The organism is Streptomyces sp. CA-142005, assembly GCF_050942335.1.
In the GTDB taxonomy this organism is placed as follows: domain Bacteria; phylum Actinomycetota; class Actinomycetes; order Streptomycetales; family Streptomycetaceae; genus Streptomyces.
The window spans coordinates 4,832,487-4,845,305 of sequence record NZ_CP192078.1; the positions used below are offsets into that span (position 1 = coordinate 4,832,487).

13 protein-coding genes are annotated in these 12,819 nt (G+C 71.7%); 3 read left to right on the top strand and 10 right to left on the bottom strand.

What is annotated here, in order from left to right; all coding sequences use genetic code 11:
- Window positions 1–63 precede the first annotated feature (63 nt).
- The 7 genes from ACQPXS_RS22655 to ACQPXS_RS22685 all read right to left on the bottom strand — a co-directional run bounded on the left by ACQPXS_RS22655 (window position 64) and on the right by ACQPXS_RS22685 (window position 7,001).
- On the bottom strand, window positions 64–1,779 hold the full coding sequence (locus ACQPXS_RS22655; protein WP_433451124.1) for a DoxX family membrane protein: 1,716 nt from the start codon (window positions 1,777–1,779) through the stop codon (window positions 64–66).
- A 153-nt stretch (window positions 1,780–1,932) separates the two neighbouring features.
- Complete coding sequence (gene rlmB / locus ACQPXS_RS22660) at window positions 1,933–2,874, bottom strand: 23S rRNA (guanosine(2251)-2'-O)-methyltransferase RlmB (RefSeq protein ID WP_433451125.1); 942 nt, start codon at window positions 2,872–2,874, stop codon at window positions 1,933–1,935.
- A gap of 93 nt (window positions 2,875–2,967) precedes the next feature.
- Complete coding sequence (cysS, locus tag ACQPXS_RS22665) at window positions 2,968–4,368, bottom strand: cysteine--tRNA ligase (protein ID WP_356303710.1); 1,401 nt, start codon at window positions 4,366–4,368, stop codon at window positions 2,968–2,970.
- A gap of 60 nt (window positions 4,369–4,428) precedes the next feature.
- Window positions 4,429–4,833 (bottom strand): PPOX class F420-dependent oxidoreductase, encoded by a 405-nt coding sequence (locus ACQPXS_RS22670; protein ID WP_433451126.1) that lies wholly within the window; start codon window positions 4,831–4,833, stop codon window positions 4,429–4,431.
- A gap of 91 nt (window positions 4,834–4,924) precedes the next feature.
- Window positions 4,925–5,443 carry a 2-C-methyl-D-erythritol 2,4-cyclodiphosphate synthase gene (gene ispF, locus ACQPXS_RS22675; protein ID WP_356303704.1) on the bottom strand — a complete coding sequence of 173 codons (519 nt, stop codon included), beginning with the start codon at window positions 5,441–5,443 and terminating at the stop codon, window positions 4,925–4,927.
- Window positions 5,433–6,185, bottom strand: coding sequence for a 2-C-methyl-D-erythritol 4-phosphate cytidylyltransferase (gene ispD / locus ACQPXS_RS22680; RefSeq protein ID WP_433451127.1), 753 nt, complete (start codon window positions 6,183–6,185; stop codon window positions 5,433–5,435). The genes ispF and ispD overlap by 11 nt, the downstream gene beginning before the upstream one ends.
- Window positions 6,186–6,518: 333 nt before the next feature.
- Window positions 6,519–7,001, bottom strand: coding sequence for a CarD family transcriptional regulator (locus ACQPXS_RS22685; RefSeq protein ID WP_003953493.1), 483 nt, complete (start codon window positions 6,999–7,001; stop codon window positions 6,519–6,521).
- Window positions 7,002–7,617: 616 nt separating this feature from the next.
- Here ACQPXS_RS22685 and ACQPXS_RS22690 point away from each other — a divergent pair.
- Window positions 7,618–8,295: a DUF461 domain-containing protein gene (locus tag ACQPXS_RS22690; RefSeq protein ID WP_433451128.1), complete on the top strand. Its 678-nt coding sequence runs from the start codon at window positions 7,618–7,620 to the stop codon at window positions 8,293–8,295.
- 100 nt (window positions 8,296–8,395) lie between these two features.
- Here ACQPXS_RS22690 and ACQPXS_RS22695 read toward each other — a convergent pair whose 3' ends face one another.
- Together ACQPXS_RS22695 and ACQPXS_RS22700 are read right to left on the bottom strand one after the other, a co-directional pair.
- A complete protein-coding gene (locus tag ACQPXS_RS22695; protein WP_010358452.1) occupies window positions 8,396–9,076 on the bottom strand; it encodes a response regulator transcription factor in 681 nt (226 codons plus the stop codon).
- Window positions 9,073–10,332, bottom strand: a complete 1,260-nt coding sequence (locus ACQPXS_RS22700) for a sensor histidine kinase (RefSeq protein ID WP_356303695.1) — start codon at window positions 10,330–10,332, stop codon at window positions 9,073–9,075. Before ACQPXS_RS22700 ends, ACQPXS_RS22695 begins: the two co-directional genes overlap by 4 nt.
- A 179-nt stretch (window positions 10,333–10,511) precedes the next feature.
- On the opposite strand from ACQPXS_RS22700, the gene phoU reads away from it, so the two are divergent.
- Both phoU and ACQPXS_RS22710 read left to right on the top strand, forming a co-directional pair.
- A complete protein-coding gene (gene phoU, locus ACQPXS_RS22705) occupies window positions 10,512–11,201 on the top strand; it encodes a phosphate signaling complex protein PhoU (protein WP_351805326.1) in 690 nt (229 codons plus the stop codon).
- A gap of 150 nt (window positions 11,202–11,351) precedes the next feature.
- Window positions 11,352–11,507, top strand: coding sequence for a hypothetical protein (locus tag ACQPXS_RS22710; protein ID WP_365334386.1), 156 nt, complete (start codon window positions 11,352–11,354; stop codon window positions 11,505–11,507).
- A 70-nt stretch (window positions 11,508–11,577) separates the two neighbouring features.
- On the opposite strand, the gene ACQPXS_RS22715 is transcribed toward ACQPXS_RS22710, so the two are convergent.
- Entirely contained in the window at window positions 11,578–12,768 is a 1,191-nt protein-coding gene (locus ACQPXS_RS22715; protein WP_433451129.1) for a GAF domain-containing protein, read from the bottom strand.
- Window positions 12,769–12,819 lie beyond the last annotated feature (51 nt).

A 12,819-nucleotide genomic window follows, 5' to 3' on the forward strand; every position in this document is an offset into this window, starting at 1 on the left:
CACGCACGAAGGCCCCGTACGTGTCGCGGTACGGGGCCTTCCGCTCGCTTGCCTGCGGACGAGCTAGCCCAGCAGGCCGCCCACCAGGCCCGGCTGGCCGCTGGACGAAGAGCCGCCCGAGCTGCCGGTGCCACCGGAACCGGACGCGCCGCCGGAAGTGGACGCGCCGCCGGAGCTGGTCGGGCCCTCCGTCGTGCTCGGCGCGCCGCCGGTCGGGGAGGACGGGCGGGGCGGAATCTGGCCCGAGGTGCCCTGGGTCTGGCTGGGCGTCGTGGTCGTACCGCCCGCGGTGTGGGTGGCACCCGGGGTCGCCGCCGCGCCGGAGGGGCTCGCGCCGGCCGTGGCGCCGCCCGAGGGCGAGGTGGAGGCCGCCGGGGTCTTCTTGTGCCGCGCGCCGGGCTGCTGCGGGACCGGGGAGCCGGGGAGGTTGTTGCGGGGGGCCTCGCCCGGGCCGGGGACGACGACACGGCTGGAGTCGCGCACGGCGCCACCGAGCAGCGAGCCCACGAGCAGGGTGACGCCGACCGTGATAACCGTGATCAGGGCGCCGCGGCGCAGGACGTAGCGGCGCAGGTCCCAGATGTCGGCGCGAGGGCCGAGGCGGCGCCAGGCACCGGCGGCGAGGCGGCCGTCCACGGAGTAGACGGGGGCGCCGGCGATGATCAGCGGGGACCAGGCGGCCAGGTAGATGATGTCGGGGGCGTCGTAGGCGGGGACCGTCTTCCAGCTGACCGTGACGATCAGGGCGGCGGACAGCAGGGCCCCGACGACCGCGGCGACGCGCTGCCAGCAGCCGAGGACGGTCAGGACGCCGACGACCACCTGGAGGAAGGCGATGACCAGGCCGGAGCCGACGGGGTGGTGCAGGGCGAACTGGCGCAGCGGCTCGGCGACGTCCCAGGGGTGCAGGGTGTTGAGCCACTTGACCATCGAGCCGCGCTTGCCGCCGTCGAAGTAGACGGGGTCGCACAGCTTGCCCATGCCGGCGTAGATGGAGATGAAGCCCAGGAAGATGCGCAGCGGGAGGAGGACGACGCCCAGGTTCATCCGGCGGCCGGGGTAGTAGGCGTGCCGGGCCGGGTCTTCCGCGTGGCGGCGGGTGGAGCGCGGGGCGTCGGGGTCGGCGTAGTCGTCGTACGTGCCGTAGCCGTCGTGGTCCCCGTGGTCGCCGTACTCGTCGTCACCGTAGCCTTCGTGGCCTTCGTACAGCCCGAAGTCGGCGTCGGTGTAGGGGGGTTCGTCGTAGGCGCCGCCGACCGTGCGCATGTGCGGCAGCAGGCGGGTGCCGTGGGTGTCGGGCGCCGTGCGCTGGTGGCCGACGACCGGGGTCTCGACCGTCTGGTCCAGGTCGTCGTAGGCGTAGCCGGTCCCGAGGCGTGGGATGACCTGCGTGGCGCCGGGCTCGGGTTCGTCGATGTGGCGGACGCTGCTGCCCCGCACGGCCTGGAGCAGCCGGTGGGCGCCGGTGTCGTCGGGGGCGGACTTGCCGCTCCACACGACGGGGCGGCGGCGGCCGGCGGCGGCCGGCCGGCCCGCCGTGCCCAGGACGGGCATCCGGGCGGCGTCCTGGGCGCTCGGATGCCGGGCGATCCGCGGGGAGGGGCCGCGCTTCGCCGACGCGCCCAACTGCACGCGGAAGCTGGCGTGATTGACGATGACCTGCGCCGGATCGCTCGGCACCTTCACCATGCTCAGCGCGGGAGCGTCGTCGAGCCCGGACTGGAATCCCGACGAGCGTCCCCCCGTGGGTGTGCGGGGTGTTCTGGTGTCCACACTCATCTAACCGAGTGACGTGGAGTTAGGACACTGCTTGGACCGGGCGGATGTGTCCGGACCCCGTCAAAGCAGTCTCGAACGCCACATGGACCCCAGAATTACCCCGCAAGGGTGAAATTCCGGACGGGTGTTCCATCCCGTCGGCGCGCCGTCGGGTCAGCCGCGCCTGCGGGCCGCCTCGTACAGCACGATGCCCGCGGCCACACCGGCGTTGAGCGACTCCGCGCCGCCGGGCATCGGGATGCGGACGCGGAAGTCGCAGGTCTCGCCGACCAGGCGGGACAGGCCCTTGCCCTCGCTGCCGACGACGATGACGACCGGGCCGTCCAGGGCCTCCAGATCGCCGAGTTCGACCTCGCCGTCCGCCGCCAGGCCCACGACCGTGATGCCGGCCTTCTTGTACGCCTCCAGGGCGCGGGTCAGGTTGGTGGCGCGGGCGACCGGGGTGCGGGCGGCCGTGCCGGCGGAGGTCTTCCAGGCGCCGGCGGTCATGCCGGCCGAGCGGCGCTCGGGCACGACCACGCCGTGACCGCCGAAGGCGGAGACGGAGCGGACGACCGCGCCGAGGTTGCGCGGGTCGGTGACGCCGTCCAGGGCGACGATCAGCGGGTCCTCGGACTCGTCGTAGGCGGCGTCGGTGAGGTCCTCGGGGTGCGCGTACTCGTACGGCGGGACCTGGAGGACGAGGCCCTGGTGGTTGAGGCCGTTGGTCATGCGGTCCAGCTCGGGGCGCGGGGCCTCCATCAGGTTGATGCCGCCGCGCTCGGCGGCGAGCTGGAGGGCCTCGCGGACGCGCTCGTCGTTGTCGATGAACTGCTGGACGTAGAGCGTGGAGGCGGGGACGCCCTCGCGCAGCGCCTCGACCACCGGGTTACGGCCGACGACCAGCTCGGAGGCCGACTTGCCGCTGCCCCGGCGCTGCGGCGCGCGGCCCTGGGCGCGGCGGGCCTTGGCCGCGGCGGCGCGCTGCTTGGCGTGACCCTTGCGCATCTCGGCGGGCGGGGTCGGGCCCTTGCCCTCCAGGCCCCGGCGCCGCTGGCCGCCGCTGCCGACCTGCGCGCCCTTCTTGCCGGACATGCGGCGGTTGTTCGCGGCCATGACCTACCTGTTCTCTACGGGAAAAGTGTGCGTACGTCTATGCAGTGTGCCGCCCGGGGGGCCGGGCGGCACAATCGATCAAGGATCCGGGACCTACCGGGACCCGAGGGTCCAGCGCGGGCCCTGCGGGCTGTCCTCGATGACCAGGCCCGACTGGCCCAGCTGGTCGCGGATGGCGTCGGCGGTGGCCCAGTCCTTGCGGGCGCGGGCGGACTCGCGCTGGTCGAGGATCAGGCGGACGAGGCTGTCGACCACGCCGTGCAGGTCCTCGCCCTTCTCCGCCTCACCGGCCCAGTGCGCGTCCAGCGGGTCGAGACCGAGGACGCCGAGCATGGCCCGTACCTCGGCGAGGCGGGCGACGGCGGCGTCCTTGTCGTCGGCGGCCAGCGCGCTGTTGCCCTGCCGGACGGTGGTGTGCACGACGGCCAGGGCCTGCGGGACGCCCAGGTCGTCGTCCATCGCCTCGGCGAAGGCGGGCGGGACCTCGGCGGCCGGTTCGACGGTCTTCCCGGCCAGCTCGGTCACGCGCTGCACGAAGCCCTCGATCCGCGCGAACGCCGACTCGGCCTCGCGCAGCGACTCCTCGCTGTACTCGATCATCGAGCGGTAGTGCGGGGTGCCGAGGTAGTAGCGGAGCACGATGGGCCGCCACTGCCTGACCATCTCGGACACGAGGACGGAGTTGCCCAGCGACTTGGACATCTTGTCGCCGGCCATGGTGACCCAGGCGTTGTGCACCCAGTACCGGGCGAAGTCGTCGCCGTAGGCCTTGGCCTGGGCGATCTCGTTCTCGTGGTGCGGGAAGATCAGGTCGAGGCCGCCGCCGTGGATGTCGAAGGCGGTGCCCAGGTACTTGTGCGCCATGGCCGAGCACTCCAGGTGCCAGCCGGGGCGGCCCTCTCCCCACGGGGTCGGCCAGGTCGGCTCGCCCGGCTTCGCCGCCTTCCACATGGCGAAGTCGCGCGGGTCCCGCTTGCCGGTCTCGCCCTCGCCGGAGGGCTGGAGCAGGTTGTCCAGCTCCTGCCGGGACAGCTCCAGGTACCGCGGGAAGGACCGTACATCGAAGTAGACGTTGCCCTCGGCCGCGTAGGCGTGACCGCGGTCGATGAGGCGCTGCATCATCTCGACCATCTCGGTGATGTGGCCGGTGGCGCGCGGCTCGTACGTCGGCGGCAGGCAGCCGAGGGCGGTGTAGCCCTCGTTGAACGCGCGTTCGTTCTCGTACCCGATCGACCACCACGGCCGGCCCTGCTCGCGGGCCTTGGCGATGATCTTGTCGTCGATGTCCGTGACGTTCCTGACGAACGTGACGTCATAGCCGCGGTACTCGAACCAGCGGCGCATGATGTCGAAGTTCAGGCCCGACCGGATGTGCCCGATGTGCGGTGCCGCCTGCACGGTGGCGCCACACAGGTAGATCGAGACGCAGCCCGGCTTGAGCGGGGTGAAGTCACGGATCTGCCGGGCGCTGGTGTCGTACAGGCGAATGGTCACCACTCCAGGGTAGTGGGCGCGAGGGGGTGCCTCATGCCCCTTCCCCACAATGCCGGGGCGTCAGAGCCTGCCGACCACCTTCCGCGGCGTGATCCGCACGACCACCCGCTGGGCGTCCTGACCGGCGTCGGGGTTGAAGTCCGCGTACTTCTGGCCGGTGTACTTCTGGCTCAGCGCGTCGATGAGTTCCTGGCCGCCCTCGGTGGTCAGCCGGGCGGTGCCGCGGATCTCGGCGTACTCGTAGGGCTCCTCGGGGTTGGTGACCACCACCGTCACCCGGGGGTCGCGGTCCAGGTTCTTGTACTTGCGGCGGTCGACGGTGGTGGAGAACAGGAGGTCGTCACCGTCCCGCTTCACCCAGACCGGCGACATCTGCGGGCTGCCGTCGGGCTGGAGGGTGCCGACGACGATGAACACCTTGCCGTCGAGCACGGACTTGAGCTGGTCGGACAGTACGGCGGACATGGGCACCCTCCGGAGTCCAGGGATCACTGGTGGCCGTGTGGGTACCCTCGCACGCCCCCGGCTCACCCGCACCACGAGCAGAACGGCGGCTTCAGCCCGTGCGGACCACCAGTGCCGTGGCGATCGCCATCAGTCCCTCCTCGCGGCCCGGGAAGCCGAGGCCGTCCGTCGTGGCGCCCGAGACGGAGACCGGCGCGCCGGCCGCCTCGGAGAGGATCTTCTGCGCCTCGTCCCGGCGCTTGCCGATCTTCGGGCGCGGGCCGATCACCTGGACGGCGACGTTGCCGATGGCGAAGCCGGCCTCGCGGACGATCCGGGCGGCCTCGGTCAGGAGGGTCACGCCCGAGGCGCCGGACCACTCGGGGCGGCCGGTGCCGAAGTGCTGTCCCAGGTCACCGAGGCCGGCGGCGGAGAAGAGGGCGTTGCAGGCGGCGTGGGCGACGACGTCCGCGTCGGAGTGCCCCGCCAGACCCGTCCCCTCGCCCTCCCACTTCAGGCCCGCGCACCACAGCTCGCGGCCCTCCTCGAAGGCGTGGATGTCGGTGCCGATGCCGACCTGGGGCAGGACGCCACCCGGCGGCAGCCGGAAGTCCGATGCCTCAGAAGCCATCGTTGAGCCTCCTGCGGGCCAGGACCGCCTCGGCGAGGACCAGGTCGAGGGGCCGGGTGACCTTGAAGGCCTCCTCGTGCCCGGGGACGGCCACGACCGTCAGGCCCAGCTGCTCGACCATGCTCGCGTCGTCGGTGACGTTGTCGGTGACCGTCTCGTGGGCGCGGATCAGGGTCGCGCGGTCGAAGCCCTGGGGCGTCTGGACGGCGCGCAGTCGGGCGCGCTCGGGCGTGGCGACGACCGGCTCGGGCGCGCCGGCCTCGGTGGCGGGCTCGACCTCCTTGACGGTGTCGGCCAGCGGGAGCGCGGGGACGACGGCGGGGGCGCCCGCGCGTACGGCCTCGATGACGGCGTCGACCGTGTCGACCGGGACGAGCGGGCGGGCCGCATCGTGGACGAGGACGACGCCGTACTCGGGCGGCAGGGCGTCGAGGCCGAGCCTGACCGATTCCTGGCGGCTGTCCCCGCCGGGGACGACCAGGAAGTCGGTGCGGTCGGGCAGGGCGTGCGCGTCGAGCAGCGACTTGACCTCGGCGGCGCCGTCCCGCGGGGCCACGACGATCACCAGGGATACATGGCGGGACGCGGCGAGCGCGCGGACCGCGTGGATGAGCATGGGCGTGCCGTTCAGCGCGCGGAGCGCCTTGGGGGCGCCCGGGCCGAGGCGTACGCCCCGGCCGGCGGCGGGAATCACGGCGGCGACGGGGGTCTGCGCGGGCGAAGGGCGCGATTCGTCAGACATCGGTTCCTGTCAGGTTTGTGTGCTCGACCTAGGTGGGTATGGCCTGGAGGAGTGCCGGGCGCGACGCCTTGACCGGACCCTTTCCGTGACCCTGGTCGAGCCATCTGCCCGGGCCCGGCACATCAAGTATCGGGGGGTTTTCCCTGAGTGTGCGGCAGGCGTTTCGGCGCCCCGTTTCCGGCTGCCGAGGCGGCGCTGGGTCTTTGCGGCTTTTTCCGGGGACGAACATGCCGCAGCGCCCGGCGACATGTTCCGTGTCATCGGGCACCGCGGCATTTCACTGTGCTGAGCGTGCTGAGCGCGACGGAAGCGAAGGTTCGCTGCCGTGGCGCGTCAGGAAGCGAGCACCTCGTCGAGCAGGGCCTCGGCCTTGTCCTCGTTCGTGTTCTCCGCGAGAGCCAGCTCGCTCACCAGGATCTGGCGGGCCTTGGCGAGCATGCGCTTCTCACCGGCGGAGAGCCCTCGCTCCCGCTCACGACGCCACAGGTCACGCACGACTTCCGCGACCTTGATGACATCGCCGGAGGCGAGCTTCTCCAGGTTTGCCTTGTAACGGCGCGACCAGTTCGTGGGCTCCTCGGCGTACGGCGCGCGCAGCACCTCGAAGACCCGGTCCAGCCCGTCCTGACCGACCACATCACGCACGCCCACGAACTCAGCATTGTCCGCTGGCACACGTACCGTCAGGTCACCCTGGGCGACCTTCAGCACCAAGTAGGTCTTGTCCACGCCTTTGATCTGGCGAGTTTCGATGGCCTCGATCAGCGCGGCCCCGTGATGGGGATAGACCACGGTGTCGCCAACCTTGAACGTCATGTGACAGGTACCCCTTCCGTGGCTATCCAGGGTAACACGGATACGCCGTCTTCTGAATGGCGTTTTCGCAGGTCAGGGCATATCTCGGGGCTTGACAACTGCGACAGGAACGTGCTGCGAGGGGTCTGCGGAACCGGGAATTCGCAGGTCGGAGGGGCTCTTCGGGCGAGGAGAAACGCGTACGTTACACACTTCGCGAGCCGTCTCCAAGTGGACTAACGTCCCGATTTGTCCACTTCCAAGCGTACGACTTCCGCTACTCCGTTCGGTGGCCCGAGGCCCCATCCGGGCCGATTCCTGAATTGATCAACGGCTGCCGGGAGCGGCGCGCGTGATCAATATCGAGGTGGTCATCGAGGGGATCGCGCATTCCTTCACGGAAATTTTGCGAGTGGTTATGTGAATGGCGGACGAGCGCTCGGCAAAGTGACTGGAGGGTCAGATGTGACAGGAGTGACCAGGCGTTCGCGGTACCCCCAGCCGGAGGCAAGCGGGGTGCTTGGGGAGGGTCGGGTGCGGCGGCTCGGGAACGGCTCGGTAACCTAAGGCCGCTGACAGACACTTAGGGTGGCTTTATAAGGGGAGCCGCCCGCGCGTTCAAGGAGTTGCCGCCGCCGTGAGCAGCAGCCTTCGACGCGGCGCCCTCGCCGCCTCCGCCATCGTCTTCTCGATCGCCTCGCTCGCCGCCTGTGGCGCCGGCAACAACTCGCAGACCCTGGGGATCAAGCCGGACAACGCCGCGACCTCGGTCGGCAACATCAAGGTCCAGAACGCCACGATCATCACCCAGCCCGACCTGAAGGCGACGGGTCCGGCCGTGATCTCCGCGACCCTGTTCAACGCGGGCGGCAAGCCCGAGACCCTGCAGTCGATCACCGTCCCGGGCAGCACCGAGTCCGTGAAGCTGACCCCGGCCGCGGGCGGCAGCCTGACCGTCCCGGCGCACGGCTCCCTGCTCCTCGGCGGCAAGGGCAACGCCTCCGCCGAGATCCCGAGCGGCCGCGAGGCCGTCCAGGACGGCAACGCCCAGAAGGTCACCTTCACCTTCAGCAGGACCGGTGCGGTGAGCCTGCGCGCCTTCGTGGTGCCGGCCGCCGGCTACTTCGACAAGTGGGGCCCGAGCGAGATCCCGTCCGCCTCGGCGACGGTGACCGGGGCCCCGGGCGCCACCGCCTCCGGCAGCGCCAAGCCCGGCAAGCACGGCAAGGCCACCCCGTCGGCGACCGCCACCGACACGGCGACCACGGGCGCGACCCCGAGCGACTCGGCCTCCCAGTCGGCCGCGGGCCAGTGAGCAGCCGCAGCCGCCACTGAGCAGCCGTACGACGAAGGGCGGCACCCCTACCGCGGGGTGCCGCCCTTCGTCGTACGGCTGCCTCCGAGCCGGTTACGGCTTACGGCTCGAACTTGTAGCCCAGGCCCCGGACCGTCACCAGGTAGCGCGGGGCGCCCGGGTCCGGCTCGATCTTGGCGCGCAGGCGCTTGACGTGGACGTCCAGGGTCTTGGTGTCGCCCACGTAGTCGGCGCCCCAGACGCGGTCGATGAGCTGCATGCGGGTCAGGACGCGGCCGGCGTTGCGCAGGAGCATCTCCAGGAGGTCGAACTCCTTCAGGGGGAGGTCGACCTTGGAGCCGGAGACCGTCACGACGTGGCGGTCGACGTCCATGCGGACCGGGCCGGCCTCCAGGGCCGCCGGGGTCACCTCCTCCGGCTCGCCGCGGCGGCGCAGCACCGCGCGGATGCGGGCCACCAGCTCACGGGAGGAGAAGGGCTTGGTGACGTAGTCGTCGGCTCCTATTTCCAGGCCGACCACCTTGTCGATCTCGCTGTCCTTGGCGGTCACCATGATCACGGGGACGTTGGAGCGGCCGCGCAGCTGGCGGCACACCTCCGTGCCGGGCAGCCCCGGCAGCATCAGGTCGAGGAGGACGAGGTCGGCGCCGTTGCGCTCGAACTCGTCGAGTCCGTCGGGGCCGGTGGCCGCCACGGCGACCTCGAAGCCCTCCTTGCGGAGCATGTACGACAGGGCGTCGGAGAAGGACTCCTCGTCCTCGACGACGAGCACTCGGGTCACGGAAGGACCTCCGGGGCGGGAAGCGGTTCGTACGGGGTTGAGTCGGGGGCGCCGTCGGCCTCGTCTTCGTCGTCGAGGTCGGGGTGCTGTTGTGCGCGGTCGCGGGCCGCACCCGCCTCCGGCAGCCTCAGGGTGAACGTGGAGCCCTGGCCTTCTGCGCTCCAGACCGTGACCTCCCCGCCGTGCGAGGCGACCACGTGCTTGACGATCGCGAGACCCAGACCGGTGCCTCCGGTGGCCCGCGAGCGGGCCGGGTCGACGCGGTAGAAGCGCTCGAAGATGCGCTCCTTGTCCTTGTCGGAGATGCCGATACCCTGGTCCGTCACGGCGAGTTCGATCATGTCGCCGCCGGGTGCGTTGACCCGGCGGGCGGCTATGCCGACGCGGGTGCGGGCCGGGGAGTAGTTCACGGCGTTCTCGACCAGGTTGCCGAGGGCCGCCGCGAGCTGGCCGCGGTTGCCCCAGACGTGCAGGTCGGCGGTGCCGCCCGCGGCCATGGTGATCTGTTTGGTGCCGGCCTGGTGACGGCAGCGGTCGACGGCCTCGGCGACCAGCTCGTCCACGCGGACGGGCTCGGCGTCCTCCAGCGGGTCGTCGTTCTGCACCCGGGAGAGGTCGATCAGTTCCTGGACCAGGTTGGTCAGGCGGGTCGCCTCGATCTGCATACGGCCCGCGAAGCGCTGTACCGCCTCGGGGTCGTCGGAGGCGTCCATGACCGCCTCCGACAGGAGGGAGAGAGCGCCGACGGGCGTCTTCAGCTCATGGCTCACATTGGCCACGAAGTCGCGTCGTACGGCCTCGATCCTCCTGGCCTCGGTCAGGTCTTCGACCAGCAGCAGGACCAGACGGGAGCCGAGCGGGGCCACACGCGCGGAGACGGCGAGGGCCTCGCCGCGCCCGGTGCCACGCCGGGGCAGGTCCAGCTCGACCTGCCGTATCTCGCCGTCCCTCCTGGTGTCCCTGGTCATCTGGAGCATGGGCTCGACGGCGAGCTTGCCGCCGCGGACCAGCCCGAGGGCGTAGGCGGCGGAGCTCGCCTTGACGACGGCGTCGGCCTCGTCGAGGACGACGGCCGAGGAGCGCAGCACGGACAGTACGGTGTCCACGCCCGGCGGGAGTACGGGATCGGTGTGCAAGGAAGTCCTGGTCGGTCGCTTCTGGTCGCGTTCGCTCCAGCGGAACGCCAGCATGGCGATGACACCGGTGAGCACCCCGGCGATCGCTGCCGCTGCGGCGACCGCCGCGTTCACGTCCATGCATCCAGGTTAAGCAGGCCCTACGACATGACTACAGCCGTCGAGGTGCGACCTCGGACACTCGTCGCTCAGAGTTCACCTTGGGGCCAGGATTGGTTCATTTGGGGTGGCGGAAACGGACGCGTGTGGCGCAGAACGTGGGAGCGTGGGGACCAAGCACACCTATGAGAGGGAACCTGATGCGGGACGCGTACCACGAGGAACTTGACTCGATCGGCGACGGTCTGGTGGAGATGGCCCGGCTGGTCGGGTCGGCGATCGGGCGCGCCACGACCGCCATCCTGGACGCCGACCTGAAGCTGGCCGAGAGCGTGATCGAGGCCGACCAGAAGGTCGACGAGCTCCAGCACGACCTGGAGGCCCGGGCCATAGCCCTGCTCGCCCGGCAGCAGCCGGTGGCGACCGACCTGCGGATCGTCGTCACCTCCCTGCGCATGTCCGCCGACCTGGAGCGGTCCGGCGACCTCGCCCAGCACGTGGCGAAGCTGGCCCGGCTGCGCTTCCCCGAGCGCGCGGTGCCGAACGACCTGCACGCCACGATCCTGGAGATGGGCCAGCTCGCGCAGCGTCTGATGGCGAAGGCGGCCGAGGTGATCATCACCAAGGACGTGGACCTCGCGCTGCAGCTGGAGCAGGACGACGACGAGATGGACCAGCTGCACCGCACGCTGTTCCAGCACCTGATCGACGAGCGCTGGCGGCACGGCATCGAGACGGCGGTGGACGTCACCCTGCTCGGCCGCTACTACGAGCGGTACGCCGACCACGCCGTGGCCGTCGCCAAGCGGGTCGTCTACCTGGTCACGGGCGAGCACGCGGACGAACTCCAGCAGGACATCCAGCCGGTGACGGGGGTCGAGGGCGCGTAACCCTCCGGGGCCGGCGGGGGCCGGGCGCTCGCCCGCGCCTGCCGGATGGCGTCGGGGGCGCGTGGGCGCCTCCGTGCGCCGTTGATGCGCCCAGGGAAGCGGGCATGCAATAGGCGAGGGCATCCCTGCCCCAGCGTCTAGGAGGGACCCATGGCCGAATCCCCCAGCACCACGCCCGACCCCACGCAGGAGCGCGAGACCGACCAGCCCGCCGAGACCAGGAGCCTTCCGCTGATCGGCGCGTGCGGCTGCGGCTCGGGCTGCGGTTGCGGGTGCCAGTCGGGCGGCCCCTGCCAGTGCGGCTGAGGGCCGGTAGGACGTCGTAGAGCCTGTCGAGGGCCGGTGTGAACCCGATTCACACCGGCCCTTTCCCGTGTCACACCGGCCCCTGCCCATCGCCCTGACGACCCTGCGCCCGCCGGTGCAGGTCCTCCAGGGCGTCCCGGACGGTGGTCGTCCGGTACCAGTCCAGCCACGCCCCCGCCTCCCGGGCGACCCGGTCCAGCGCACCGAGCTCGGCCCCGGTGTAGGCGTGTCCGGGCTGGTCGTGGTGGGTGGAGACCATGCCCTGCGGCCGACCGGCCGGGCCCGGGATCGGAGTGCACTGCAGCGAGCGGCTGTGCGCGGCGAGCATCACCGCGCGCGCCGTCTCGTCGAAGTCCGGCGCGGTGGCGACGTCCTCGACGACGACCCGCCGGCGTTTGCGCGCGGCGTTCCCGCACGCGGTGGTGGTGTCGTCGATCACGGCGAAGAAGTTCACGAACTCGGTGGGCAGGCCGCAGTGGGACTTCAGCCACAGCGTGTTGTCGCTGGCGTCGATGAGCTGGACGTCGGCCATGCCGGTGCGGGTGATCGCGCAGACGGCGTCCCGGAGCGCGTCGAGGAACACCGGCAGTGGCGGCGGCCGGCCCGACGCGGCGGGGACGAACCCGACGACGGGCGGCGGAAGCCGGATACGGCCGGGGAACCAGGGCTGGTGGGCGCGCGGTGGCCGCGCCTGGCCGAGGGCCGCCGCCAGCCGGACGGCGCCGAGCCCGTGCTCGCGGCCGACAGCCCGGAGCAGCGCGGCCGCACTGCGCGCGTTCGGCAGGCCGTACCGCTCCATGAGGATGCCCTGCGCGCGCGTGACCAGGGCGTGCGCGAGCAGTTCGTGGCGCAGTTCCACGGCGTACGGGCGCAGATGGGGGCCGTCCGGGGCGGCGGCCGAGGTGAGGAAGACGCTGAGGGCGTCGGTCACCGTCGCATACAGCCCGCACCCGGGGCCGCCGGGCTGCCGCGTCCGGGCCAGCACGGCCGCGGCGTCGGCGGGGCAGGCGGCGAGGAAGAGCATCCGGCCGTGCTCGGCGGAACCCTCGGCGAACCGGTACAGGGCCCGCGCGGCGGCGGGGGACAGCCGGCGCAGTCCGCTCAGGTCGAGGACGAGCTGGGTCGCCCCGGGGGCGCGCAGCGCGGTGTCCAGGTCGGCACCGGAGTCGGCGTCGCCGAACAGCGCGAGGACGGTCAGCCTGCCGGTCGCCAGTCCGGGCATGGCAAGTTCCGCCACGGTCCGGCAGGAGAAGTGCTGCATGTCGGACCCCTGCCTGCACGCCACAGGATCGCCCGGGTCCCGCGGCTCGTC